The following is a 25,882-nucleotide window of genomic DNA, read 5'->3' on the forward strand; positions in this document are numbered from 1 at the left end:
CATTCGCGACCAATTCTGTAACTCATGCAGTTCTGCCAGGACGGCACGCTGCAACGCCAGTTAACGTTAATGCAAAGACCGTAATTCTCAGGAGCCTTACGTCATGCCGAATTTGGATTTGAGCCGCTATGGCATCACCAACGTCCAGGAAATTGTCCACAACCCATCGTATGATGTGTTATTTGCTGAAGAAACACGCGATGACCTGCACGGTTTTGAAAAAGGAACCGTGACCAATTTGGGCGCAGTTGCTGTTGATACCGGAATCTTCACCGGACGCTCACCTAAAGACAAATATATTGTGCGTGATGATACGACCCGCGATACGGTGTGGTGGTCTGATCAAGGCAAAAACGACAACAAACCGATGTCGCAGGAAACCTGGGATAGCCTGAAAGGCCTGGTAACCGAGCAGTTATCGAGTAAGCGCCTATTCGTAGTTGATACCTATTGCGGTGCTAACGAAGATACCCGCTTGGCTGTTCGTTTTATTACTGAAGTAGCGTGGCAGGCTCACTTCGTCAAGAACATGTTTATTCGCCCAAGTGGTGAAGAACTGGAGACGTTCGAACCCGACTTTGTGGTCATGAACGGTGCAAAATGCATTAATCCTAACTGGCAAGAGCAAGAACTCAATTCAGAAAACTTTGTTGCTTTTAACCTAACCGAGAAAATTCAGCTGATCGGTGGTACCTGGTACGGTGGCGAAATGAAGAAGGGCATGTTCTCGATGATGAACTACTTCTTGCCATTGCAGGGTATCGCGTCAATGCATTGCTCGGCGAACGTTGGTAAAGACGGCGATGTAGCGGTTTTCTTTGGTCTTTCAGGTACGGGTAAAACGACATTATCTACCGATCCTAAGCGCGCGTTAATTGGTGATGACGAGCATGGCTGGGACGACGATGGTGTCTTTAACTTTGAAGGTGGTTGTTATGCCAAAACCATCAACTTGTCGAAAGAAGCAGAACCTGATATTTACAATGCCATTCGCCGCGACGCTTTATTAGAAAACGTAACAGTACGCGAAGATGGTACAGTCGACTTTGACGACAATTCAAAAACTGAGAATACCCGCGTTTCGTACCCCATTTATCACATCGATAACATCGTTAAGCCTGTTTCAAAAGCCGGCCATGCGAAAAAAGTTATCTTTTTGACCGCGGATGCATTCGGCGTATTGCCGCCGGTCTCTAAGTTGACCAAAGAGCAGGCACAGTATCACTTTTTATCTGGCTTTACCGCCAAACTGGCAGGCACCGAGCGTGGTGTAACCGAGCCAACGCCGACGTTCTCTAGTTGTTTTGGTGCGGCGTTCCTGAGCCTTCACCCAACGCAATACGCGGAAGTGTTAGTTAAGCGTATGGAAGCTGCCGGTGCCGAAGCTTATCTGGTCAATACCGGCTGGAATGGCACGGGGAAACGTATATCGATAAAAGCGACTCGTGCGATTATTGACGCGATACTGGATGGCTCTATCGAAGACGCAGAGTTTAGCCAGTTGCCTTATTTTAATCTTGCTATGCCTACAACCTTACCGGGCGTTGAAGACAGTAATATTCTGGACCCGCGCAATACCTACGAAGACAAGCAAGAGTGGGATATTCGGGCGCAGGATTTGGCCAAGCGTTTTGTCGCTAACTTTGAGAAATTTACTGACACCGAAAATGGCCAGGCGTTGGTCGCAGCGGGCCCTAAATTATAAGCGGTCAGAACAACTCCTAACATTTTGAAACAATTAAAAGGCCTGTAACAGACTGTTACAGGCCTTTTTCGTTGCTATCATAGCGCCAGGCTGACTAACAGACTGGTAACATGAATATAACAATAGACACGGTAACCAAGCGCTATAAGACTGTGACCGCGGTCGATGCGATTTCTCTTAACGTTCAATCGGGCCAAATTTACGCGTTACTCGGTCCTAATGGTGCGGGTAAATCGTCGTTGGTACGGATGTTGGTTGGGTTAACCGAGCCTGACAGCGGCACCATTACCATTAGTGACAATGAGGGAGCAGCAGTGGATCTGCAACCTGGCCATTTTGCTTACCTTCCGGAAGATCGTGGTCTTTATCAGGATCGCACGATACTCGATAACCTAACCTATGTGGCAAAGCTGCGGGGACTGGATAAGTCGGTTTATCAGCCACGCATCGACGATTGGCTGGAGCACTTCGAACTAACCGATCGAAAGAGCGAGCCCATGCGTCAATTATCCAAGGGTAATCAGCAGAAGGTTCAGTTAATCTCTACGTTACTTCACGATCCGGATTTAGTGATTCTGGATGAGCCCTTTTCTGGATTAGATCCCGTTAATCAAGAACACGTACTTAACGTGCTTAGCGACTTAAAGGCCAAGGGTAAGACAGTTTTATTGAGTGCTCACCAAATGGCACTGGTCGAACGATTAGCTGACAAAATGCTATTGATGTCACACGGTAAAGCGCTGGCCCAGGGGACATTGGAGCAAATTCGTGATGCGCTGCAGCCAGAACGACTTTATCGCGTTAGTTGTGACGCAATGTCGGCACAAACTGCGTGGGCAGATTTTGATGCAATTGAGCATTTACTGCCGATAAGCGCGGACCAAGTTGAGCTGACGATAAAACCAGAGGTTGATGTCAGTGAGCTTTGGCCACAACTGGCAGCGCGTTGCGCTATCGAGTCTTTTGCGGCGCGCAAGCCGGGTTTGCATGAACTCTATCTTGATACGATTGGACGTTCAAAAGGTCAGTCGCAGGGAGACGCTAATGAGCACGTCTAAGCAGCAGTTAAAAACCATTGCATGGTGGGAATTCAAACGCTTCTTTAAATGGAAGCAGGAACTTATTTCGATAGCTCTACTGGCGATAATTTTTATTGTCAGCGCCGGCTGGGGTGTAATCACCGAAATTTTTTCGGAGCAGCATCAGGGCGCGATTTATTATGAAAATAAAGCCGAGCAGAGCTGGCGCTTTGACGAGAGTGATAAAGTCCCACTGCGCGATGCGGGTTCAATGGAAGTACAGCAGTGGCAGCAACAGTTACCTGAAGGCCTCGATGTTCTGGTTGTCATTTCATCAAACTTAGACGCTGAAATTGTCGTGCGCGAGAAGGACGACTGGCAGGCTGACTTGATCGATGAGTTGCAACAGCAGCTGCAGCAGGAACGTATTGCTCGGCTCTCTTTGAGCGAAGAACAACGCACGATTATCGAGCAACCGCCCGAGATAGCACGCACCATTCAAAATACTGATGTCGACGTGAGCTCAGCGGAAGAGGATGAGGGCTTTAAAGAAGCGCTACCGATGTTGGTGACGATTTCGATTACGGTCGGTGTGTTTACTGGCTTTGGGTTGATGATGATGTCCATTACAGCCGAAAAGCAACAGCGGGTAACCGAGCAGTTATTAACCATTATCAGTCCGCGGCAATGGATGGATGGAAAGATTCTCGGTATAACGCTGCATAGTATTAAATCGATGGTGTTTTTGGGGTTATTCTTTACTGGTATCGGACTGGTCGCCTCAATGTTTGCCGGAGAAAGTGGCGGTGGAGCAAGTTTTGATCGCTATTATGGTGCGGTTTTATCGCTGATTTTTGTGGTGCTGGGATTGGTTCTGATTAATGCCATGCTGGCTGGGTTTTCCGCAACCATCGATGACCCTAATCACTCGTCGCGAAGTTCGGTCATGCTGTTGCCGTTATTGCCGGTGTTTTTATCATTCAGCATCATTGATAACCCCGATGGCGGATTGGCTCAGGTAATGAGTATTTTACCGATTTCGTCCTTTGTGATGATGCCGGTGCGATTACTACAAACGGATGTAAGCTGGTGGCAGCAGTTATTAAGCCTCGCGTTGCTTATTGTATTTGTTATCTGGATGCGCAATGTCGCCGCTCGTTTGTTTGCGATGGGTATTCAGTTTTACGGTAAAGAGCCGACCTGGAAGGATATTTGGAACGCTATTAAAGGTTAATCAAAGCTTATAAAAAAGCCGGCCAGCATGGTTTTGCAGGCCGGCTTTTTTGTTTAGCCGATTACTCTTCGCTCATGTTCTCGGCATGAGGAAGCTCAAACGGTGGTTTTGTTTCTGCTTTTTCTACCAGGAAGGTATTCATCCAGCGCATCATGCGCATACCATAATCTAACTGTGCAGCCATTTTACGGTTGCCATGACCTTCACCGGGATAAAGAACTAACCGGACCGGAACCTTGCCGTGTGTTTTAAGATAGCGGTACAGTTCCATCGATTGTGACGGATGCACGCGAGTATCTTCTTTACCATGCATAATTAAAATCGGCGTGCGCGCCTGTTCAGCATAATAAATAGGGCTGCGCTCTAAATACCATTGCCATTTTTCCCATGGGTAACTGCGTGCATGTACCGCGTGCATTTCTTTGGCGATGTCAGTAGTACCAAACTTAGAGATGTTGTCGCTGATACCGACAAACATGACACTGGCTGCAAAATGCTCGGTTTGTTTGGTGGCGCCCCAGGCCGATGCATAGCCGCCATATGAGCCACCTGTAATACCCACGCGTTCAGCGTCAGTAATGCCCATTTCGACTAAATGCTGTTTAGCATCAACAATGTCGTCGAATTCTTTACCCGCGTAGTCGTTCTGGCTCAGCATCGAGAATTCAACACCGCGACCGGTACTACCCCGGTAGTTTGGAAAGAACAACGCATAACCATTAGCGGCGGCATGTTTAACCGGCGCCGAATAGCGATCTAACCAGCCGTTACTGTAATGCGACTCCGGGCCACCATGAATGACCATGACGGTCGGGTAGCTTTGCCCTTCCTGGTAATCGGTTGGATAAACTAAAATACCTTCTAACTCCAGCCCGTCGCGAGCCTCATAGGTAATCGTTTGTTGGCGAGGCATGGTGATATCATCTAACCAAGGGTTAGACACTGTCAGGCGTTCGAGTCCCTGGTTATCGAGTAAAAATGCCTCGTTAGGATGCTCAGGGCGGTTACCGCGAAGTGCGACTTGACCGATACCGGCTTCTCCATCGAGACTGGTAAAGATGGCCTCGCCGAGTTCAACCAGCACACGATTTTCAAGGAACTTGAGCGTTAACGCCTGTACCTCAGACTCGGTGCCGCGATGACCTAACCAGACTAACTCTTCGTCAGTGCGCCAGGCGAAGTCGCGAATAGAACCCTCGTAATCGGGCAGAACATTACGCATTTCTTCGTTCTGAGTATCCCATACAAACAGTGTGCCTGCCGACGGGTCGTTATAATTTGCGGCCGATATCATGGCCAAGTAACGGCCGTTTGGCGAGAAGCTGGCCTGACCGAGTTTTCCGGCAGTCTCGAAGCTTTGTTGAACATTACCTTCAGTATTAAGTAACTGATATTGGCTGCTCATATAATTATCATCAACAAGCGGCGTAGGCGCGCTACGCACCAAAATATGGGTATTGTCCGGATGAAACTCTGCCGACAGGATGTGCTGCTCGGCGCCAGAAATTTGGGTCGCTTCTGACTGTTCTGCGGTTAAGTCCACATGATACAGGTGAGTGTAGTTGAGGTCTTCTTCGTAGACCTCCGCTTTAAAGCCCTTTTTCGCAAGCTCTTTGTCGTCTGCATCGGGCTTACCGCGCGAAGTGAAAATTAACGACTCGCCGTCACCACTCAGATCATAGGAGCCGATGTTTCCCTCAAACTCATAAAACGGTTGTACGGCACCGCCGCTAATCGGCAGGCGATAAAGCTCGTTATACTCGTCATCACCGCGCTTAGCAGTAAAGTATAAATACTGACTATTCGGGCCAAATGACACCCGAGAGAATTTGTCGTCACGGTTAAAATAGGTGGTCTCGTTACCCTGCGCATCGATTAATACGAGCTCGGTATAGCCGCTACCGTCATCATCTTTATAGGGTGTCCGGGGAATATACTTTAGTACTGCGGTGTATTGCCCGTTGGGCGATAGATCGACGCTGGCAACGGATTGTGCAGTAACCGTCTCCATTAGCGTCATTTCACGCGCCTGACCGGTTACCGCTAATGTTAGCAGGCTAACGGTGCCAAGGGTTCTGAATAACATCATAATCTCCTGGTTTTATTGTGTTTATAATGAGTTAGTTTGGATTAGCCGGCGTGTTGCTTCAGCACCACGGGCAACAAGTCTCACCTGTTGAATTGTTGCTTCGGTAATATGCGAACGTTGTTCGTCATTAACATCAAAGCAATCAGCTCCAGCGCTAAATACGATTTTTACGATGGTATCGGATTGCAATGCCGCCAGTTGTGATGAGAAGCCCTGCTCTGCCACCAGATATTCTTCTAACTCAGCTTTGAAGTGTTCAAGTTCTCTTTCCACCGCATTCCGGAATTCTCGTGAACAACCGGTGCGTTCTTGCAACAGTAATCGGAAAATAGCGGTATTACTGGCGACGTACTGCATAAAGGTTTCGATAGAAACGCGAATAATCGAGCCGCCTTTATCGATGCGCTGGCGCGCCTGGCGTAGCAACTGACGTAGCGTTAAACCACACTCATCCACTAACGTCAGACCGAGCTCATCCATATTACGGAAATGGCGATAAAAGGAGGTAGGGGCGATATTGGCTTCGCGAGCAACTTCGCGCAGGCTCAAGCTGGAAAAGCCGGTCTCCGCGCTTAATTGATTCATGGCGGCCGCAATTAATGCTCGCCGGGTTTTTTCTTTCTGCTGGGCTCTTATCCCGCGGACAGGGCTGTCGCTAGACGCTGTATTTGCCACGCTATACTCTCAGGTTCTGGTCTTGCTTTTGTTTACTAACCGAACATCTTAACACAGGAATTTACACAAATATCGCTTGTATTTTTGGGCAAAAACACGTAGATTCAGCGAACACGTGTACGCTATTTTATAGCCGACACTTTATCGACGTACTTTCGACGTACTTTCGATGTATTTTCGAAGCAATAATGGCAAGACGCTTAATGAATGAAATGACAGAAAAACCCCCGATTATCTGGCTTAATGCCACTGTATTTCTCACCACTTTTTTAATTGCGGCCGTCGGCGTACCTTTATACGCATATCATGTCGGTATTGACTCGTCGCTTTGGTGGATAATGCTGGCAACGCTTTGTTACGCCGGCATTTCGATCACGGCGGGCTATCACCGCTTGTGGTCACATAAAACCTACGATGCGCATCCGGTAGTGCGTTTTATCTTTGCTATTGGCGGAGCGCTGGCGCTGCAAAATAGTGCCTTGCATTGGTCATCTGATCACCGCGTGCACCATACTCACGTGGATGACAACGACAAAGACCCGTATTCGGCAAAACGTGGTTTCTGGTACTCGCATATCGGCTGGATGCTGCGTGAATATCAAGCCAGTCGTTATTCAGATTACAACAACGTTAAGGATCTACAAAAAGATCCGATTGTTATGTGGCAGCATCGTCACTACTTGGCGCTGACGCTGGGTATTAATTTTGGCTGGCCGATTGTGGTCGGCTTAATTACCGGCGACGTTTGGGCAGCCCTGTTGGTTGTAGGCGTTTTACGATTGGTATTGAACCACCACACCACGTTCTTCATTAACTCGCTAGCGCACGTCTGGGGCAAGCAGCCCTACACCGATAAGAATACGGCGCGCGATAACGGTGTGCTGGCATTCCTGACGTTTGGTGAAGGCTACCATAACTATCACCACATCTTTTCAGCCGATTATCGCAATGGCATTCGTTGGTATCAGTTTGATCCGACCAAATGGCTGATTCGTGCATTTTCTTGGGTGGGCTTAGCCTCAGGCCTTAAACGTAGTTCAGGTTACCAGGTGGAAAAGGCACGTTTGCAAATGCAGTTGCAACGCATGCAACAAAAAGCTCAAGCTGCGCCAAAAACATTGCTGGAAACTGCGCAACAACACTATGACGAAATGGCAGTGCAGTTGCGTCACTATTATCAGGCGCGTAAAAAGCTGTTAGACACGAAAGCGAAAAAATTGCGCGAGCAGGTGAATATGGATGCACTGCATGCGCAAGTTGAAGAGCTTAAGCAGGCGGTTGAAGATCAGCGCCGTCACTGGAAGCAGCTGATGAACCAATTAAAACAGCACGCTTAAATTGACTTCTGCGTCGCAGAACTAACTTGCAATTGCGTGCTTTTTATACAATACTGGTGGCAAGTTTTTGCCGCAGTCATTGGAGGCACGTATGGAAATTAACGGAGCAATGAACGCTGGTTTGCAGGGCTTACAGCGCGCTAGCCAGCAAGTTAACGAAGCGAGTGCAGAAATTGCTAATGCCGGCGCCCGTAACGAGGTGCAACAGCAGGGCAACGCACAAGCTAATGGCGTTAACGCTGCAACCGAATCTGCCAGCGAAACCGGCCAATCGGTAAGCGCAAATAACGCAACTGATGGGCTAGTATCGCTACAGCAGGGCGAGACAAATTTTGAAGCCAATACGCGCACTGTCGAAACTGCCGATGAAATGCTCGGCACGATGATCGACACAAGTGCATAGGTTTCTCAGTTAACTCGCGTATGTAACAGGCATGAATATAACAACCGCACTTCCGACGATTCCTCCGGCTCCCATGCCTGCGTCGGATGGTGTTGGCCGCGAAAACCTTCAACGTACGGCAATCAAAGAGCCCGCATCTTCTCCGCAAAACGGCACAGCTACTGACGCACCAGCAAGCCAGCAAGCGCGTAAATCCGGTGATAATACCGATAAAAGTAAATCGAGAGATGAAAGTTCGCGCTCAGAGGAAGCGAAGTCTGATGGCCGCAAAGCCGAAGATAAACGCGAATCCGAGCGCACCCCCGAAGAACAACGCGAAGTTCAACAGGAAGTTCAGGAGCTCAAGAATCGTGATGCCGAGGTGCGAACACACGAGCAGGCACACGCCGCCGTAGGCGGACAGTATGCCGGTAGCCCCAGTTACGAATACGAGCGCGGACCCGACGGTAAATCCTATGCTGTTGGTGGCGAAGTGCCTATTGACGTGAGTGTGGTTCCTGGTGACCCACAAGCGACAATCCAAAAAATGCAGGTTGTCCGCCGCGCGGCATTAGCCCCGGCAGAACCGTCATCTGCAGATCGGTCGATTGCCGCAGAAGCGTCTGTTAAAGCAGCCGAGGCACGTGCCGAGTTGGCTCAGACGAACTCGCCAAATGCTACCGGTAAGTCGAGTGAAACTGAGGGCGGCAACAAGGTTAACGCCAATAGTGAGGCGACTGGCGAAGCGAGTAATGATGGCCGCATCCAGGGCCCGGTGCGTAAGTCGTTAGAGGGTGAAGCCGCTGGTCGTTCCGAAACTGAAAGTACTGCTAACCCATACGCCGCTGAAGCAAGCAAAACACTGTCGTCGGCTGAACGCGGCAATATGATAGCTGACTTTTACAGTCGCCGCGTCAGCCCGTCAGAGACAGGCTTCAGCGCGACAGCTTAACTGCTTTAAGCTATTTCTTTTTGGCTTTAGCAAAGGCGTCCGCCAGCGCGTTGCCCATCGCCGAGTTACCCGGCTGAGGGCGCGGATTTGATTTTCCTCCACCCGATTTAGCCTTAGGTTTGTTACTCTTAGTTGAGTTCGATGGTTTAGCCTTGGTGGTTGTTGCGCTCACTTCGTCATCCAGCCGCATGGTTAAGCCGATACGGTTACGCTCCAGATCCACTTCAACGACTTTTACCTTTACAATCTGACCGGCTTTTACAACCTCGCGCGGGTCACTGACAAAGCTATTAGATAGCGCCGAGATATGTACCAAACCATCTTGATGTACTCCGACATCGACGAACGCACCAAAGTTAGCCACATTGGTGACCACGCCTTCCAGCGTCATTCCCGGTTTAAGATCACTGACTTTATCTACACCTTCTTTAAAGTTAGCGGTTTTAAACTCAGGACGAGGGTCACGACCCGGCTTCTCAAGCTCAGACAAAATATCCGTTACTGTTGGCAAACCAAAGCGCTCGTCGGTGTAGTTGGCAGCGTTCAGGCTTTTAACCAATGAGTGGTTGCCAATAAGCTCTTGTACCGGCAAATCATTCGCTTTTGCCATGCGCTCGACCACTGAATAAGCTTCCGGGTGAACCGCTGAAGCATCTAACGGTTGCTCGCCATTGTTAATACGCAGGAAGCCCGCTGCCTGTTCAAAAGCTTTTGGCCCCATGCGTGGCACATCGAGTAACTGCTTACGGTTAGCAAAGGCACCGTTGGCGTCGCGGTAGTCGACAATGTTTTTCGCCAGTGTTTTCGACAAACCCGACACGCGCTGAAGCAATGCCGCTGAGGCCATGTTGGCATCCACACCCACGGCGTTTACACAGTCCTCGACTACTGCGTCCAGGCTTTGGGCCAGTTGTGACTGGCTAACGTCGTGCTGATACTGGCCCACACCAATAGACTTAGGCTCAATTTTAACCAATTCGGCGAGTGGATCCTGCAAGCGGCGGGCGATAGATACCGCGCCACGCAGTGACACGTCCATATCCGGAAACTCCTGCGCTGCCTGCTCAGAAGCGGAGTAAACCGATGCACCGGCCTCGTTGACTATAACCTTGGTTGCTTTAATTTCGCTGTGCTGCTTGAGCATGTCACCGACCATTTTGTCGGTCTCGCGCGAGTGAGTGCCGTTGCCAATGCTGATAAGCTCAACCTTGTACTGTTTGCACAAAGTCGCTAGCGTACGCATGGCTTTATCCATTTGGTTCTGCGGCTGAAACGGGAATACCGTGTTGGTGGCAACCGCTTTACCGGTTTCGTCGACCACCGCAACCTTAACACCGGTACGAACGCCCGGGTCTAACCCCATAGTGGTTTTAGCACCTGCGGGCGCCGCCATCAGCAAGTCTTTTAAGTTGCTGGCAAACACCTGAATGGCGGCTTCTTCGGCGCGCTCACGCACGCGCGCCATAAGTTCAGTTTCCATATGTAGTGATAACTTCACCCGCCAGGTCCACTGAATAACCTGACGCAGCCAGTCATCGGCAGCGCGGGCTTTATGCTCGAAATTCAGGAAGTCGGCAATAATGACTTCGCAGTGCGAGCCGGAGGTTTTGTCTTCACTACCCGGGTCAGCGTCCATAGACAGCTGCAAAAAGCCTTCGTTACGGCCACGCAGCAACGCGAGCGTACGGTGCGACGGAATGGTTTTAAACAGCTCAGAAAACTCAAAGTAGTCGCGGAACTTAGCGCCTTCTTTTTCTTTGCCCGGCGCAACGTTGCTGGTTAAGTGCGCGTTCTGCCACAAGTGTGAACGCAAACGCTTCAGCAATTCGGCCTGCTCGGCAAAGCGCTCCATTAAAATAGCGCGAGCGCCGTCTAATACCGCTTTGGCGTCAGCAAAACCTTTGTCAGCGTCAACGTAGTCAGCGGCAGCTTGTTCCGGGTTCTGCGTTGGGTCTTTCCACAGTAGATCTGCCAGCGGCTCAATGCCCGCTTCAATAGCAATTTGGCCTTTAGTGCGGCGCTTAGGTTTGTAGGGCAGGTATAAATCTTCCAACTCGGTTTTCGAGTCGGCGGTTTTAATGCTTTGAGCCAGTTCGTCGGTTAACTTGCCTTGCTCGTCAATCGACTTCAGTATCACCTGACGGCGGTCGTCCAGCTCGCGTAGGTAGTTCAGGCGCTGATGCAGCTGACGTAATTGCGTGTCGTCTAAACCGCCGGTTACCTCTTTACGGTAACGGGCAATAAAAGGCACCGTCGAGCCTTCGTCCAGCAACTGGATAACAGCGGCAATCTGACGCTCGTCGACCTTCAGTTCATTAGCAAGTAATTGCGGTATCTGGCTCATAGTACATCTCTTGGTTTTAAAACGTTACGACAAATAATGGGGACGAATACTATCACGAATTGACTAAGCGGGCTGTTGGTAACTTATCTTATTAATGAACCAGGTCTTAGTACCCTGTGGCGTGTTTACCTCCGCCTCATCGTCCACCTGCTTTTTCAGCAGAGCGCGCGCCATGGGGGAATCAATAGACACCGCGTCTTTGCGATCATAAATCTCGTCCGGCCCAACAATTTGAAAGGCGCGAACGTTCTCGTCCTCGTCCTCAATTTCCACCCAGGCACCAAAAAACACCTTACCGTCCTGCTGTGGCGAATAATACACCACCTTCAACTGCTCCAGACGCTTGGTTAAATAGCGAATACGGCCATCAATTTTACGTAGCTTTTGTTTGTTATATTTGTAGTCTGCGTTCTCCGACCGGTCGCCGAGGCTCGCCGCCCACGATACCTTATCCACGGTCTCCCGCCGCTCTACCCGCCAAAGGTGTTCAAGCTCCTGCTGCAACTTTTCATAACCGCCAAGGGTAATTAAATTGGTTTTCATACGCTGATTCGTTGTGCCTGCGTTGAATGATTAGGGGGATTTTACTGGGTTATGAAGGGGAGGGGAACGATAGATTGTCTAACGGGCTAGACGTACCAGCGTAATATTGACTACCGCGTTGGGCGATAAAACAACTGGCAATTGTCTCTGCTTGGTTGCTAGGCTGAAATTTAAATCCCCTAGCGTTATACCTAGCGCTTTCTGATAGAGGTAGACCAAAGCATTAAGCGCCGTTTTCTGAGTATTTATGGCGACATGGCGTTCGTTAGCTAGCCAACTTAGAAATTCTCGAACTTCATTACTACCCAGCTTTTTAGGATGTTGCTTTTTATGAAAGAAAATGTACTGACGGACCCAGCCTAAGTATGATTTTTCAGTCTTTAAACTGTAACCACGTAAGCGCATATCAGCGCGTAATTGCTCAATAAATGGGCTAGACATCAATTACCATCCTCGATTTTTGAATTGAGTGATTTACTTTAGCTTAACTTGTGGCTTAGTTTTGTAAGCAATAATGCATAGTTTGTTGTTGTATTACGTATTTAACTCGTTTAATGTCAATGACATAATAAAAACGTAAAGTTAGATACCGTGCACTCGTTAGAATGGAAATGAGCATGCTCGGATTGTTTTTGTTGTTTTAGTGAGCTTTTTGATAGAAATAGCTTGCTTTATCAGTTAGTTGCTCGCTCGTAGTTAATAATTGAGGGACGGACGAAGTGAGCATGCACAATATATAAATGTTAGGCAAATGGAGAACCGAGTGCTGCCAAAGGCGATTGAAGCTAAGGCCATAGAAGCTATCCAACGGATGGAGCGAGGCTGTTTCTCTGAAGACGATATTGAATTACTTCTAATTCGTTTGCGTGAGTATTCAAACGCTAAAAGTATATTTAGAGAAATCTCCCATTTTATTGCTCATCATAAGAGGGATTCTGGTCTTACGTTCCTCTCGCTCTATAGAGTGTACTGTCGGATGCGGGCGTATGGTGAGTTCCAATACCATAAAAAGCCACTGGACTTAAGTTCGCCAATCGATAAATGGTTTTACGATTTTGTCCTCTTTCAACTGGATGAGATCGAAAGTCACGTGTTGAAGAAGAAGTATGGGTTTAGTAGAAAGCAAGCTAAGAGGATATTTAAAGAATTTTTTTCAGAAGAAAGAAATGGCTATAGCTATACCAAATCGCCAAGCAAAGATCTTGTAAATATCGTCAATGAGGCGTCAAGCTTCATAAAAATAAAACCTCTGTTCAGCCCCAGTGAAATTGTGTCCAGCTTCACCGAAACTTTTAAGAGTCTTGGGCTACTGCAAGACACGAAGAGCTTCGAAGCCCAATCGGATAAACTCATTCTTGGGCTTTTGGTGCTTATGCATAAACGTGAGTTCCATATCGGTAAAGATGTTTTCGGGAAAACAGAGCTAGACTTTCCTGCGGATGGTTTTGGGAAACTTAAGAAACTTGAGCTGAAAGGAACTATTCAAGTTCCTGATTTGGCAGCCATAGGAGTTACTTTAATCGAGACGTCGTTAGATTTCGATACGTGGTGTGAACCTGACCTTCTTGTACAAAAAGAAACCAACATAAAAGGCCATTACTGGACCGTGTTTGACGAAACGTCTGATTTTACTATCGGAGAAAACGACAAGTTACAGAGGTTATAATGCCTAACCAAGCGCTGCTGTCGGACAATTTTTCCGCTGCGCTCCAAAATTGCCGCAGAGCGCGGCGTTAAATGCCAAGAGGAATCATGCAGAAGTCAGCAATAATTTCCGAATGCGGAATGTACAGGTATGAACTAAAACGGATTTGGGATGATTCAAAGCCTTGGGTTCTTTTTATTTGTCTCAATCCGTCAACAGCAGACCATGAAGAAGAGGATAATACTTCTCGGGTGTGTATAAATTACGCTAAGCGCTGGGGCTATGGCGGGCTGGTTATAGCAAATCTATTTGCATATAGGTCTACTGACAAATCAGTGCTCTATCAAGTTTCTGATCCAGTAGGCCCAGAAAATGATCAGCACTTGCAGAGACTCAGCGAAGAGGCTGTCGAAACAGTGTGTGCATGGACAGATGATGGCGCATTTATGAAGCGCGACTTGGCTGTTTTACCAATCTTAAAATCACCAAAGTGCTTAACTAAACTAAAAAGCGGCAGGCCGGGCCATCCTTTGTATAAAAGCAAAGAACTAAAGCCTACGCCTCTGCTATAAGCATTTAACAAGCGCGTGTTGTCGGACTGGTTTTCCGCTGCGCTCCAAACCAGCCGCAAATGCGGGCGTTATGCATAAGGAGCCAATGTGGTCAAAAAGTTGTCGCTGATTTTGGCTGTTGCCTTGATTCCTGCATTAGCTTGGTCGTTCGCAAAGCCGACTAGATTGTTTCTGCCGCATTTAAACGGGATGCAATGTAACGGATCAGTTTGCGTCGAGGACACAAAAGAAATGGAAAAGGCCATTGAGTTGTATGGCTCCGCCATAAAGGCAATCTCTACTTCTGGCGTCCCACTTCGGTCCAGACCCACATTTGTTTACTGCTCTACTATGGAGTGTTATCAGTCGTTCGGAGGAGGCAATGAACGGGCCGTTTCATATCCTTTTCTCGGTACCGTGATAGCTCCCGCATCGTGGCAAAGATACATCACTCAGCATGAATTGATTCATTGGTTTCAGTTTTACGAAATTGGTGCGGTTTCGACCATGATGAAACCGGAATGGTTTAGAGAAGGCATGGCCTATGTGTACAGCGGAGCGCCGGAATCAGATATTCCTGAGCATTACCTGCCCATGATGAAAAGATATAGTGACTGGCATTCAGAGAAATCTTGGCCAAAAGTCATTGAACAGGCGGGACATCTCTGACATGCATAACCAAGCCATAAAATTCGCTCCCTTCGGTCGCCGGACCTCGTTTCACTCGACCGTTTATGGCGGGCGTTAAAAGCTTTGAGGTATAGATGAACCTTGCTCTCTTCGATTTCGATGGAACAATCACGACGCGGGATACATATACTAAGTTTGTCTTTTCCTCGACGAAATTGGCTCGTCTAGTTATTGGTGCTTGTCTTCTTTCTCCGGCAATCATCTTACACAAAGCTAGGCTTCTTTCTGCTCCTAAAGTTCGACCTCTCATATCACGAGTTGCTTTCATGGGCGTTTCTGAAAAACAACTTGATGCTAGTGCTGAACGTTATGTTTCTGAATATTTACCCTCCGTGATTCGGAGCGATATGCTGCAGAAAATAGCTGAACATAAAGAGAACGGCGATCACGTGGTCATTGTGTCTGCATCTATCTCTCCTTATTTAAAAATTTGGTGTAAACGCCACGAGGTAGATTTAATTTGCAGTGAACTTGAAGTGCGTAATGGTCGATTTACCGGCGCTTACCTGAATGGTGATTGCAGTAACGAGAGAAAGGTCGAGCGCATAAAAGAACGCATCGATTTATCTCTTTATAGCGAAGTTTTTGCGTATGGAGATTCAGAAGAGGATTACCCTATGCTAAACCTAGCCAATACGAGTTTTTATCGGGGCGAGCTCTTTGAAGTTTGAATCGCCACTAGTTCACTAGACACTCAGTAGCGGTTGCTGTCGCGACAGCTCACTCGCGAGCTCGTTCACTGCCGCACAACCGAGCGTTACAACCTTAGAAAATTCGTTTCACATCACGATAAAAGTTTTCATGGCTGCCCAAAGTCATAAGTTCTAAAGCAAAAACTCCGTCATCATAACTATAGCCAAGTAAAGTGAGCTGCTTATTCATTTTAAATTTGTGAACCCGTAAAAAACTTAAATCCCCCTTTTTCTGCTGGCCTATAAATGGATCACTCATCAACTCCCTGATTGCACTGTCGAGATCTTTCTTTTGGTTAGGCTTTAACTTTTTAACGGCCTTCTTAAAAGTTGGCGTTTGTAATACTGTTTTAACTTTAGTCAAAATCGTAACTCTCGAGCTTACCCGCATCTTTTTCAGCTTGCGCAATAATAGCTTGTTTCACAAACTCATAGGGTAGCTCTGGGTTATCTTCCATAATTTCACCAATCCTAGCCCAGTGCTCAATTTGTTTAGGCGGCGTTCTGTTATAAGCCTTGGCTATAATAGTAGCTTTTTCTACAAGTTCTTGGTCTAATCTTATGCTGTTTGTAGCCATAATTAGAGCTCCTGTGTCATTTTGCATCAAATGTGGCATATTACCACAAAATAGCAGTTGTAACAAGCGCGTGCACCAAGGACTTAATTTCCGTTACACCTTTTAGCATTGCTGCGCAATTATATGCCAAAAGGCTCCATTCCAATGAAGCCTGTGACGCGGGCGTCATATAAACAGGAATCACACCGGTGAAAATTAAAAGTAGCTGTATCGTTTTCGCGTTAGCTTTATTCGTATCAGCTTGCACATCGGGGCGTTTGGCGTATTTCACCGCCTATTTAGATCTCGGTCATGATAGTGATTGAGAGTGAGCGGCAACCACCAGCATGATAAAAATTAGAAAATATAACGAATCAGACGCGCGTGATTTATGGGCTATTTTTTATCACACCATTCGCAATGTGAACTCACGTGACTACACACAAGCGCAAGTCGAAGCATGGGCGCCGGATGATTTCTCTCCTGAGCTATGGCAGCAAAAAATGAATGCTATCTCTCCTTTTGTTGCGGAAATTGACGGAGAAATTGTCGGCTATACCGACCTTCAGGAAGATGGGTTAATTGATCACTTCTTTTGTCACCATGAGCATAAGGGGAAAGGTGTCGGGCGTCACTTGATGGAGCACGTATTAAGCGTGGGTGAGTTACAAGGAATTACCCGGTTTTACTCTGAGGTAAGCATTACGGCTCGTCCGTTTTATAAGAAATTTGGTTTTAAAGTCGCAAAAGAGCAAACGATAGAAATTCGAGGACAGAAGCTGCGTAACTTTGTGATGGAAAAACTCAGCTAAACCTGTTTGCTATTCTCAAAACTTGAGGATGTCGTATTGGGCGCAGTGGCTAACCAAGCACCAATTGATAGGCGGGTTTATTTAACAGGTAATGTCATGGTGAATAAATATTACGGTTCGTGTCTTTGCGGTCGTGTCAGCTACGAGGTCAGTGGTGACTTTGACGCATTTTATTTATGTCATTGTAGCCGCTGCCAGAAAGACACCGGCTCTGCTCATGCGGCTAACTTGTTTGCAAAAGCAGGGCGGTTGGTTTGGTTAAAAGGTGAGACGGACGTAACCCATTATCAACACCCTGGCTCGCTGCATACTAAGAGTTTTTGTCAGTGTTGCGGCTCCGCACTGCCCTCATTCGCTGAGTCCATTAATTGTGTTGTGGTGCCTGCCGGTAGCCTCGATACGCAGATATCAGTTAAGCCTACGGCTAAAATCTTTGTTGCTGACTGCGCTGCCTGGTCAGCTGATTTGAGTAATGTGCCGAGTTTTGATGCGTTACCTGGGCAAGCAAAGCGAGATCCGAAGTGAGGACGACCTCACCGCTCAACTTTCATTCGGGGACGGCCCCAAAGTCATTAAGAGGTGTTTATGAGTTGGGTCATTTTATTTATCGCCGGCCTGTTGGAAGTCGCTTGGGCTTTGGGGCTTAAGTACACCGACGGCTTCACTAAGCTTTGGCCAACCGTTGGCACCACTGTTGCGTTGGTGGGTAGCTTTGTCTTATTAGGCCTGGCATTGAAAACTTTACCCGTCGGCACAGCGTACGCTATTTGGGTAGGCATTGGTGCCGTAGGTACAGCGGTAATGGGTATGTTTTTGTTCGGCGAGTCAGCGGACGTTCCTAAACTGGTCAGTTTAGGGTTAATTTGTGCGGGTATTGTTGGTCTCAAATTGGCTCATAGCTGAAGGTCTTGCGCATTCGGGCTTGCTATGGGTATTAATTATAAGTTCACAGCTCGGAAGGATAACTTGTCTGAGTGGCATAAACTCTTAAGCTAACCCAAGTGTTTCTGGGGCAGTTGTGACTGGCTTAGTACAGCAACGAAAAGGATAAATCCGTTTTCTTTAGTGAAGTAAGCCGTGTGTTTACCGACAGGAAAGTAAAAGCCGTTATCATAAATGTCTGCACAACTTTTTCCTAACTCGGGATTATCTGCGAGCATTTGAAAACGAGATAAGACTGTTGCTCTGTATTTATGCCACTGTAATTCGGAGAAGTTAATAATTGTGTAGTCTTTAATTGCACGAGTATGATCTTGAGCTAGCTTGCTCAGTTTGTATTGGCTTCCTGCCATAACTTCTAGTCCGTTTAGAGTGAGTTCAAGAAGCTATCGCCGTCAACTAAGTTACCTTTGCTACGGTCCGCCTTGGCGGATTCGAAACAGTGTTTAAGGTAATCGGCTTTCATAGCCTCAAGCTCTTCAAAGTCCTTTACGGACATAACAACAACAGCGTCTTTACTGTTTTTGCTAATCTTCACAGGCGCGCGCTGCGCGTTTAAAAGTAGTTCGCCAAAATGGCGCTTGGCATCATTGGCTGTCAACGTTTGCATAAATATAACCTCACCGTAGAGAGTACTTTTAAAGTATAGCTCTGAGCACGAAATAATTAAACTGATTAAATCGTGCGATTTAATCAGTTTAATTATGGGGCGTAAAGATTAAATGTTTACGAGAGTTAAGCATGTTCAAATATTTTAATTTCAAGTTTCTTTTGACGAAAAGCAGAGATTAGGAACACACTTACTAACGCCCCTCTTATCACAGGAATAGAACCATGAGAGAAACACTGCAACGAAAAACCGCCTTTGCCTGGGTCTTACTTATTACTTGCGGGCTGCTACTTATCCCATTGGTTGGCATGCAGTATAGCAACGATATTCACTGGGCTCTCTCAGATTTCATAACGATGGGAGCTTTGCTATTAGTCGTCGGCGCTTTACTGATACTCTTAGCCCGGAAGTTGCCCAAAAGACAGTTTCAAATGGCTGCTATAGTCGTTTTTCTGGGGTTCATCTATGTTTGGGCCGAGCTTGCTGTCGGTGTCTTTTTCTCATTCGACAGCTGATATTTAGGAAAACTCCGCGTAAACCCTCGCCCAATCGGGCGGGGACAGTGTGCCCTTTGGGTATACAAGCGGGAACCGCGTAGCGGTTCTATTCTGGTGTACTCTGACTCTGCACATACTCTCTCAGTGTTTCGATAGTTGCGCCGCCTGCACTACAGGCAAAGTAAGAGCGTGACCAGAGCGCTGCGCTTTTGCTTTGCCGGGGTATGTGGGCATTGAGTATTCGTATCCGGCGTGATGAAACCGATTTACTGGATTATAATAACTGAATCATACCAATGAGCGCTGAAATGTTAAAGGCCACGAAGGTACGCATATATCCGACACCTGAACAGGCGGAATTTCTCAACCGCCAGTTCGGTGCTATGCGGTTCGTGTACAACAAGGCGTTGCATATCATCAGCTCACAGTACAAACGTCACGGCCTGAAGCTCAAAGCCAAGAAAGACCTTAAGCCGCTGTTGGCGGTGGCGAAAAAATCTCGCAAGTATCATTGGCTCAAGGATTTTGATTCGATTGCACTCCAGCAAGCGTGCATCAACCTTGATAAAGCCTTCCAGAACTTTTTTGACCCGAAGCTTCCCGCCCGTTACCCGAGGTTCAAGCGCAAACACGGTAAACAATCCAGCTACCACTGCACGAGTGTGAGTGCTGGCGAGAACTGGATAAAAGTGCCGAAGATGAAGCCGCTTAAGGCGCGGGTTCACCGTGAGCTGAACGGAAAGCTCAAGAGCGTAACGCTGTCGCGCTCAGTAACAGGGAAGTACTACGCCTCGCTGTTGGTTGAAGATGGCTTGCAAACACCGGCCCCATTGCATAGCGTTGATACCGTGCTGGGCGTTGATATGGGGCTAACCCATCTTGCTATCGACTCCGAAGGAAACAAGACGGCGAATCCCCGTTTCCTGAAACGCGCCCAATCTAATTTGCGACGCAAGCAGAAAGCCTTATCCCGTTGCCAGAAAGGTAGCAAAGGACGTACGAAAGCACGCTTGAAACTGGCTAAGGCGCATGAGCGCCTAGCGAATACCCGTGCGGATTTTCAGCACAACCTGTCCCGACAACTCATTGACGAAAACCAAGCGGTGGTGGTCGAGACATTGAAAGTGAAGAACCTGCTGAAGAACCGGAAGCTATCCAAGCACATCGCAGACGCAAGCTGGTCCGGCCTGATTCAGAAACTGGAGAAACTGGAATACAAAGCGAAGGAGCAGGGCAAACATCTGGTCAAAATCGACCAGTGGTTCGCCAGCTCCAAGACCTGCTCCTGCTGTGGGCACAAGGTGGACACCCTGCCGTTGTCGGTGCGTAACTGGTCGTGCCCTGCTTGTACAGCAGAGCTTGAACGCGACGTAAACGCCGCGATCAATATCCGCCAGCAGGGTGTTATTAAACTACGGGCCGAAGGACTGTCGGTTCCTGCCAATGGAGGCTTGCGTAAATCCAGCCACGCGCTGGTTGCTGCCTGAGAAGTTGGAAGGGAGCAGTCACGAAACTGAGTATGTACTTCGCACAAAAAAATTACTGCAAAGTGACGAAGAAAAGGTCAAAATCAGGGCGGTTGGTTAATAATCAACATAGTTTTAACAGGGAAAGCATTTGTCACAACAACAAAAACAAAACGACATACATTGGCTGACGGGTCAGTTTAGTGACCGCCAAAAGGAATTAAGTTACCGGCGCTCTATAGAGTCAAACGTTCGCTCGGATGCTCGGTTGGCGTTAATTCTGGCGTCCGTTATTTTCGCTATGTTCGGCATTACCGACTATAACCTGCTCGGACTCACTCATGAATACTATCTATTGCTGACGATGCGCATTGTGGTGGTGAGCTCGTGTTTGACGTTAGCTTTTATTATTGGCAAAACAGGGGGTTATGCTGAAAAAGCCTGGTTACACGCACTTCCGCTCTGGATTTTTGCCATCGGTATTATTCTTATTGTGCCGTTGCGCCCCGAGAGCCTTTCTACTCAGGTTACTTCTATTGCCATCGCGATAGTCGCGTTCTACTTACTGATTCCTAACTTATTGACGGTAGCGGCGCTGGCCAGTGCGTTTGTCAGTATTACCTTTTTAGCCGCAGCAATGATCTATGCCGGAGTGACTGCAGAAGGCGCTGTTCGCATTGGATTATTAATCGCGATGGCCAATATTGTCGGTTACTCGTCTCTCCGCCGCCTGGAGCGTTTGCAGCGTCAACAACATGCCTTGCTTAATGATGAACGAGACCAAAATCGTGAATTACTACAGGAAATAAAGCACCGTAAATCATTAGAGGCGCAACTACGTATGGTCGCCGAACATGATGCGCTAACGGGTGTCGACAGCCGCAGCCATTTTATGAAACGAGCTGAAGCATTGCTGCAGCGCGCTCGTCTAGATGACACGCCATTTTGTTTGTTCATGATCGATGTCGATCACTTCAAAAAAATTAACGATACCTGGGGTCATACTCAAGGTGACGTGATATTGACTAAAATAGTAGAATTTTGTCAGCACTCACTTCGGCCAACCGACATTATTGGCCGTTTTGGTGGAGAAGAGTTTGTCGTTGGCTTACCACACACTAGCCCTGATGATGCCACGGCCGTAGCCGAACGATTAAAACAAAACGTAGAAACACTCCGTTTGGGCGATGAATTTAAAGACCTGAAACTGAGCGTCACCATAGGCGTTGCGGTTGCCTCGACAGAAGATGACCTCGACACACTCATTACCCGCGCGGATAATAGATTGTATGAGGGGAAGCGTAATGGGAGAAATAAAGTGGTGGCGTGTTAGCTCACATAATGGATTTAAAACAATAAAAAGGAGCCGAATATGAACATCAATTTTAAAGCAAGCGTTGCTGCACTGGGCATACTTGCATCGTTGCCATCACTGGCTGCAGAAACGTTTCAGTTTTCTAGCTCGATTTACCGAAACGGCGAACTTGTTAAATCACCCGTGATGATCGTTGAAGCCGATAAAAAGGCGTATATGACGATAGGTGATGACTTTCGTTATGAGCTCACTGTGTCTTCAAAATCCGGAGATACGGTTAAAGTCCAAACTGCAATGAATGTTGGCAGCGCCACTATGAACCCGTCGTTAACCGTGTTTTATGACAAGGAAGCATCTGTTGAGGTTGGTGACACCAAGCTTACGGTTTTAGTTAGCAAGCATGAAAGCCCCTAAAACTCTTCGTGAGAAAATAAAAAACATTGATATCTAAGCTACCTAAATGGATTGAGTATGGTGCGTTTGTACTGGCATTTGTTGCCGGGTGCATCAACGCCATTGGTTTGCTCGGTTTTGAACATCAGGCGGTGTCTCATGTTTCAGGCACTGCAACTTTGTTTGGTACCAGCATGTTGACCAACTCATTCGGGGATATTTTGCATTTAGCGGGAGTGCTGTTCTCGTTTTTTGTTGGTGCAGGCCTTTCTGGTTTTTTGCTTCACGGCACACGATTAAAGCTGGGCCGGCATTACGATACGGCGCTGGCGATAGAGTCACTGTTAATATTAGCATCTTTTTACTTGTTGTCCGAAGGGTCTATTTATGGGCATTACACCGCGTCGTTAGCTTGTGGGATGCAGAATGCGCTGGCAACGACGTACAGTGGCGCCATTGTACGAACCACGCACCTGACCGGTATATTTACTGACTTAGGCATCATGTTTGGCGCAATAATGCGTGGTGAAGTCTTTGATAAAAGAAAAGCGATATTGTTTGGGCTTATTATTGCTCGCTTTATCAGTGGCGGAACTTCTGGCGCCTATATGTTTACTCAATTACAGTTTCAGGCCCTGCTGATTCCCGCAATTATCTGCCTGATGTTGGCTATTCTGTATCGTTTGCACTACAAAAAAACGGCTTAATCGAAACCTTAATTGCTTAAACCCAAATTAGGTCGACACTTCCCATACTGCGCCGGCACAGAAATTTAGCATTCAGCCCCTCGACCCGCTATAGTGATCTTTGCGGATATTAATTAAACAACAGGGATCACAAAAACGTGCTAAATCAACGGCTTTCGCTTATTGCCTTTGCCTTTTTTCTGTTTTGCGCGATACCGGTGGTGGCTCAGCAACAGGTGATTACGGTGGGGGTTTACAATAACCCGCCTAAATTACTGCTCGATGATGGCGAATTAACCGGGATTCATGGCGATTTGCTGCTTGAAATTGCTCAACAGCATAACTGGCGGCTGGTGCTTAAGGCTTGCCAATGGCAGCAGTGCCTGCAATGGCTGGACGAGGGCGAGATTGATTTGTTGCCCGATGTTGCGAAAACCGATTTACGTAGCCAGCGTTTTCGGTTTCACCAGGAACCCGCATTACTTAGCTGGTCGCAAATCTACGCTGACCGCCAGCAGCAAATAGCCAGCCTATTGGACTTAAATGGTAAGCGAGTTGCCGTGTTGAGCGACTCAGTGCAACAGGATTACCTGCGCAACCTGGCGCAACGCTTTAATCTTAACGTGGATTTTTTGCCCGTAGCCAGTTTTGACGATGGTTTTGATGCACTGCAACGCAACTATGTTGACGCGGTAGCAACCAATCAGTTTTTTGGCAACCAGAAAGTTGCTGAAGCTCAAGCGGCCATCACGCCCATCATGTTTTTGCCCAATGAACTCTATTTTGCTATCGGCAAGGATGCCAACCAGAGTTTGCTGACGGCTATTGACGAGTCCTTAACTGCACTAAAAGCCGATCCGGCCTCTGTTTACTATGCCATTATTGAGCGTTGGAGCGCGCAGTCTAGCGAATCGCGATTGCCGACGTGGTTATGGTGGCTGGTTATCGCGTTGTGCGCTGTCCTGATCATCAGTCTGGTTTTTGTCAGGTTGTTAAAATTGGCCGTTAATCGGCGCACGCGCGAGCTTCAGGACAGCGAGAAAAAGCTGGAGACGATTCTCGGTAGTGTTGATGCCTACATTTTTATAAAAGGTATCGACTTAACCTACCAGTACGTTAATGACCGCGTCGCGGATATGTTTAAGCGGGATGCTAAGGACGTAGTAGGCGTTACAGACTATGATCTGTTCGACTTAAAAACCGCGCAACAAATTACAGACAATGACAAAGAAGTGTTGCAAACCGGTCGGCGCCTTGCTCGCCACGAACTTAACCAGATCCCCGGCGAAAATAAGACCCGCGCCTATTGGTCAGTCAAGGTTCCGTTAAAAAACAGTGACGGTAAAATTGTCGGTCTGTGTGGTATTTCAACGGATGTCTCTGAATACGAAGAACTAAAACAACAGATCGAGCAACTGGCTTTTTATGACGTGTTAACAGGCTTAGCGAATCGTCGTATGTTGCTGGAAAAAGTAATGCACCACTATAAAAACTCAGAGCGTAACAGTGCGTTACTATTGATTGATGTCGATAAATTTAAAACGATTAATGACGCACTGGGCCATGAACAGGGCGATGAGTTGTTGCGCCAGCTCGCCAGTCGTATCGAAGCGTTAGTTGGGTCTAGCGAGCTTGGTGGACGCCTCGCATCTGACGAATTTTATATTCTATTTGATGACTTGCCGAATGACTCCGTCAGCGCGCAGGCTTTGGTTCAGACGAGGTTGCAACAACTTCAGCAAGAGCTGTCCACTCGCTATACCCTGGCGGATAAGCAGCAACTGATAACCTTGTGTTTCGCCGTGAGCTTTTTTGACGAGGCCGAAACCGCTGAACACTTATTAAAAGCCGTTGATTTAGCCATGACTCAGGCTAAGTTGGTGGGTCCGGGCTCGGTACAGTTTTATAGCAGCCAGCTGCAACAGGACTTTAACCGTCGCCAGCAAATCGAGTCAGGGTTGAGAGCTGCTGTGGCACACGATCGTCTGACGGTGTACTTGCAGCCGCAGTTTACCCGTAACGAGCAAGATGACGCGTTAACATGCGTGGGCTTCGAGGCCTTGCTGCGTTGGTATGATCCACAGTTGGGGCCGGTATCGCCGGGCGAATTTATTCCGGTAGCAGAAACCGCAGGCTTAATGCCGCAGCTACATCAGGTGGTGTTAGCTAAGGCGGTTGCCGCGATTGAACGTTTACATTCTCATCCCAATTATTCAGGTTGCTCAATTGCCATAAATATTAGTGCCAGCCAGTTTAACGACGCCGGCTTTTATCAGCAGTTTGAGCGTTTAGTGGAGCAAAATCCCGCAGCAAAATATCTCGAGTTGGAGTTAACTGAATCGATGCTAATTAGCGACGCCGACAGGGTTGCTGCAACAATGGACGAATTAACCCGTCTGGGGCTGTCCCTGTCACTGGACGATTTTGGCACAGGCTATTCCGCGCTCAGCTATTTAAAACGTTTACCGCTAAAACAGCTAAAAATCGACCAGTCTTTTGTACGTGATTTATTATCTGACCGGAACGATGAGGCCATCATCGCAACGATTGTTGCGCTGGCTAAGAGTTTGGGACTGCAGGTATTAGCAGAGGGCGTTGAAGAGCCGTCGCAATTAGAGCGCCTCAGGGAAATGGGGTGCACCCGATATCAGGGTTTTCTGCTGGGTCACCCGGAACCGCTGGAACACTGGTTAAAGCAGTGATATTATCAATTTAATTTAAAGTATAATGTTTTACTGATGCAGAATCT

General features: G+C 47.6%; 28 protein-coding genes and 1 pseudogene. 19 read left to right on the top strand and 10 right to left on the bottom strand.

Annotated elements, in window-relative coordinates; all coding sequences use genetic code 11:
* The first annotated feature begins 103 nt into the window (after positions 1–103).
* From pckA to KZ771_RS12525, 3 genes are all read left to right on the top strand, one after another.
* Positions 104–1,705, top strand: a complete 1,602-nt coding sequence (gene pckA / locus KZ771_RS12515) for a phosphoenolpyruvate carboxykinase (ATP) (protein WP_290653810.1) — start codon at positions 104–106, stop codon at positions 1,703–1,705.
* Positions 1,706–1,815: 110 nt separating this feature from the next.
* The gene (locus tag KZ771_RS12520; RefSeq protein ID WP_290653811.1) at positions 1,816–2,763 is read left to right on the top strand and encodes an ATP-binding cassette domain-containing protein; all 948 of its coding nucleotides are present in this window, start codon (positions 1,816–1,818) and stop codon (positions 2,761–2,763) included.
* Positions 2,750–3,958, top strand: coding sequence for an ABC transporter permease (locus KZ771_RS12525; RefSeq protein ID WP_290653812.1), 1,209 nt, complete (start codon positions 2,750–2,752; stop codon positions 3,956–3,958). The genes KZ771_RS12520 and KZ771_RS12525 overlap by 14 nt, the downstream gene beginning before the upstream one ends.
* Before the next feature lie 61 nt (positions 3,959–4,019).
* Here the strand turns inward: KZ771_RS12525 and KZ771_RS12530 are convergent, their stop codons facing one another.
* Positions 4,020–6,047, bottom strand: coding sequence for a S9 family peptidase (locus KZ771_RS12530; RefSeq protein WP_290653813.1), 2,028 nt, complete (start codon positions 6,045–6,047; stop codon positions 4,020–4,022).
* Positions 6,048–6,068: 21 nt separating this feature from the next.
* Positions 6,069–6,722 carry an HTH-type transcriptional repressor FabR gene (gene fabR / locus KZ771_RS12535; protein ID WP_290653814.1) on the bottom strand — a complete coding sequence of 218 codons (654 nt, stop codon included), beginning with the start codon at positions 6,720–6,722 and terminating at the stop codon, positions 6,069–6,071.
* A gap of 203 nt (positions 6,723–6,925) precedes the next feature.
* Between fabR and KZ771_RS12540 the strand changes: the two genes are divergently transcribed.
* From KZ771_RS12540 to KZ771_RS12550, 3 genes are all read left to right on the top strand, one after another.
* A complete protein-coding gene (locus KZ771_RS12540) occupies positions 6,926–8,059 on the top strand; it encodes a fatty acid desaturase (protein ID WP_290653815.1) in 1,134 nt (377 codons plus the stop codon).
* Positions 8,060–8,150: 91 nt separating this feature from the next.
* The gene (locus KZ771_RS12545) at positions 8,151–8,462 is read left to right on the top strand and encodes a flagellar basal body rod C-terminal domain-containing protein (RefSeq protein ID WP_133540502.1); all 312 of its coding nucleotides are present in this window, start codon (positions 8,151–8,153) and stop codon (positions 8,460–8,462) included.
* Positions 8,463–8,535: 73 nt separating this feature from the next.
* On the top strand, positions 8,536–9,393 hold the full coding sequence (locus KZ771_RS12550) for a putative metalloprotease CJM1_0395 family protein (protein WP_243734583.1): 858 nt from the start codon (positions 8,536–8,538) through the stop codon (positions 9,391–9,393).
* A gap of 10 nt (positions 9,394–9,403) precedes the next feature.
* On the opposite strand, the gene KZ771_RS12555 is transcribed toward KZ771_RS12550, so the two are convergent.
* The 3 genes from KZ771_RS12555 to KZ771_RS12565 all read right to left on the bottom strand — a co-directional run bounded on the left by KZ771_RS12555 (position 9,404) and on the right by KZ771_RS12565 (position 12,721).
* Positions 9,404–11,737 (bottom strand): Tex family protein, encoded by a 2,334-nt coding sequence (locus KZ771_RS12555; RefSeq protein WP_290653816.1) that lies wholly within the window; start codon positions 11,735–11,737, stop codon positions 9,404–9,406.
* Positions 11,738–11,800: 63 nt separating this feature from the next.
* Positions 11,801–12,280: a transcription elongation factor GreB gene (gene greB / locus KZ771_RS12560; RefSeq protein WP_290653817.1), complete on the bottom strand. Its 480-nt coding sequence runs from the start codon at positions 12,278–12,280 to the stop codon at positions 11,801–11,803.
* Positions 12,281–12,358: 78 nt separating this feature from the next.
* Positions 12,359–12,721, bottom strand: a complete 363-nt coding sequence (locus KZ771_RS12565; RefSeq protein WP_290653818.1) for a site-specific integrase — start codon at positions 12,719–12,721, stop codon at positions 12,359–12,361.
* 322 nt (positions 12,722–13,043) lie between these two features.
* Here KZ771_RS12565 and KZ771_RS12570 point away from each other — a divergent pair, with 322 nt between their 5' ends.
* The 4 genes from KZ771_RS12570 (at position 13,044) to KZ771_RS12585 (ending at position 15,837) form a co-directional block, all read left to right on the top strand.
* Positions 13,044–13,946, top strand: coding sequence for a hypothetical protein (locus KZ771_RS12570; protein ID WP_133541011.1), 903 nt, complete (start codon positions 13,044–13,046; stop codon positions 13,944–13,946).
* 86 nt (positions 13,947–14,032) lie between these two features.
* Entirely contained in the window at positions 14,033–14,497 is a 465-nt protein-coding gene (locus KZ771_RS12575; protein WP_126752305.1) for a DUF1643 domain-containing protein, read from the top strand.
* Positions 14,498–14,584: 87 nt separating this feature from the next.
* Positions 14,585–15,145 (top strand): hypothetical protein, encoded by a 561-nt coding sequence (locus KZ771_RS12580; protein WP_133540997.1) that lies wholly within the window; start codon positions 14,585–14,587, stop codon positions 15,143–15,145.
* 95 nt (positions 15,146–15,240) lie between these two features.
* Positions 15,241–15,837 (top strand): HAD family hydrolase, encoded by a 597-nt coding sequence (locus tag KZ771_RS12585; RefSeq protein ID WP_290653819.1) that lies wholly within the window; start codon positions 15,241–15,243, stop codon positions 15,835–15,837.
* A 94-nt stretch (positions 15,838–15,931) separates the two neighbouring features.
* On the opposite strand, the gene KZ771_RS12590 is transcribed toward KZ771_RS12585, so the two are convergent.
* A complete protein-coding gene (locus KZ771_RS12590; protein ID WP_053953157.1) occupies positions 15,932–16,222 on the bottom strand; it encodes a type II toxin-antitoxin system RelE/ParE family toxin in 291 nt (96 codons plus the stop codon).
* Positions 16,215–16,436 (bottom strand): hypothetical protein, encoded by a 222-nt coding sequence (locus KZ771_RS12595; protein ID WP_058576644.1) that lies wholly within the window; start codon positions 16,434–16,436, stop codon positions 16,215–16,217. The genes KZ771_RS12590 and KZ771_RS12595 overlap by 8 nt, the downstream gene beginning before the upstream one ends.
* 326 nt (positions 16,437–16,762) lie before the next feature.
* On the opposite strand from KZ771_RS12595, the gene KZ771_RS12600 reads away from it, so the two are divergent.
* The 3 genes from KZ771_RS12600 to sugE all read left to right on the top strand — a co-directional run bounded on the left by KZ771_RS12600 (position 16,763) and on the right by sugE (position 18,130).
* The gene (locus tag KZ771_RS12600) at positions 16,763–17,227 is read left to right on the top strand and encodes a GNAT family N-acetyltransferase (RefSeq protein ID WP_290653820.1); all 465 of its coding nucleotides are present in this window, start codon (positions 16,763–16,765) and stop codon (positions 17,225–17,227) included.
* 96 nt (positions 17,228–17,323) lie between these two features.
* On the top strand, positions 17,324–17,752 hold the full coding sequence (locus KZ771_RS12605) for a GFA family protein (RefSeq protein ID WP_290653821.1): 429 nt from the start codon (positions 17,324–17,326) through the stop codon (positions 17,750–17,752).
* A gap of 60 nt (positions 17,753–17,812) precedes the next feature.
* Positions 17,813–18,130, top strand: coding sequence for a quaternary ammonium compound efflux SMR transporter SugE (sugE, locus tag KZ771_RS12610; RefSeq protein ID WP_290653822.1), 318 nt, complete (start codon positions 17,813–17,815; stop codon positions 18,128–18,130).
* Between the two features lie 89 nt (positions 18,131–18,219).
* On the opposite strand, the gene KZ771_RS12615 is transcribed toward sugE, so the two are convergent.
* Together KZ771_RS12615 and KZ771_RS12620 are read right to left on the bottom strand one after the other, a co-directional pair.
* Entirely contained in the window at positions 18,220–18,519 is a 300-nt protein-coding gene (locus KZ771_RS12615; protein ID WP_290653823.1) for a type II toxin-antitoxin system RelE/ParE family toxin, read from the bottom strand.
* A 14-nt stretch (positions 18,520–18,533) separates the two neighbouring features.
* A complete protein-coding gene (locus KZ771_RS12620; protein WP_290653824.1) occupies positions 18,534–18,776 on the bottom strand; it encodes a type II toxin-antitoxin system Phd/YefM family antitoxin in 243 nt (80 codons plus the stop codon).
* A gap of 224 nt (positions 18,777–19,000) precedes the next feature.
* On the opposite strand from KZ771_RS12620, the gene KZ771_RS12625 reads away from it, so the two are divergent.
* Positions 19,001–19,291 (top strand): hypothetical protein, encoded by a 291-nt coding sequence (locus tag KZ771_RS12625; protein ID WP_290653825.1) that lies wholly within the window; start codon positions 19,001–19,003, stop codon positions 19,289–19,291.
* Between the two features lie 88 nt (positions 19,292–19,379).
* Here KZ771_RS12625 and KZ771_RS12630 read toward each other — a convergent pair.
* Positions 19,380–19,556: pseudogene (locus tag KZ771_RS12630) on the bottom strand (transposase); the annotation flags it as partial.
* A gap of 13 nt (positions 19,557–19,569) precedes the next feature.
* Between KZ771_RS12630 and KZ771_RS12635 the strand changes: the two are divergent.
* The 5 genes from KZ771_RS12635 to KZ771_RS12655 all read left to right on the top strand — a co-directional run bounded on the left by KZ771_RS12635 (position 19,570) and on the right by KZ771_RS12655 (position 25,835).
* Positions 19,570–20,760 (top strand): RNA-guided endonuclease TnpB family protein, encoded by a 1,191-nt coding sequence (locus KZ771_RS12635; protein ID WP_290653826.1) that lies wholly within the window; start codon positions 19,570–19,572, stop codon positions 20,758–20,760.
* 130 nt (positions 20,761–20,890) lie between these two features.
* Positions 20,891–22,072 (top strand): GGDEF domain-containing protein, encoded by a 1,182-nt coding sequence (locus KZ771_RS12640; protein ID WP_133540677.1) that lies wholly within the window; start codon positions 20,891–20,893, stop codon positions 22,070–22,072.
* A 39-nt stretch (positions 22,073–22,111) separates the two neighbouring features.
* A complete protein-coding gene (locus tag KZ771_RS12645) occupies positions 22,112–22,468 on the top strand; it encodes a hypothetical protein (protein ID WP_133540678.1) in 357 nt (118 codons plus the stop codon).
* A gap of 26 nt (positions 22,469–22,494) precedes the next feature.
* The gene (locus KZ771_RS12650) at positions 22,495–23,154 is read left to right on the top strand and encodes a YoaK family protein (protein WP_290653827.1); all 660 of its coding nucleotides are present in this window, start codon (positions 22,495–22,497) and stop codon (positions 23,152–23,154) included.
* Between the two features lie 137 nt (positions 23,155–23,291).
* Entirely contained in the window at positions 23,292–25,835 is a 2,544-nt protein-coding gene (locus tag KZ771_RS12655) for an EAL domain-containing protein (RefSeq protein ID WP_290653828.1), read from the top strand.
* The last annotated feature ends 47 nt before the right edge of the window (positions 25,836–25,882 follow it).

Origin of the sequence: Idiomarina sp., assembly GCF_019431395.1 — a bacterium.
Classification (GTDB): domain Bacteria; phylum Pseudomonadota; class Gammaproteobacteria; order Enterobacterales; family Alteromonadaceae; genus Idiomarina.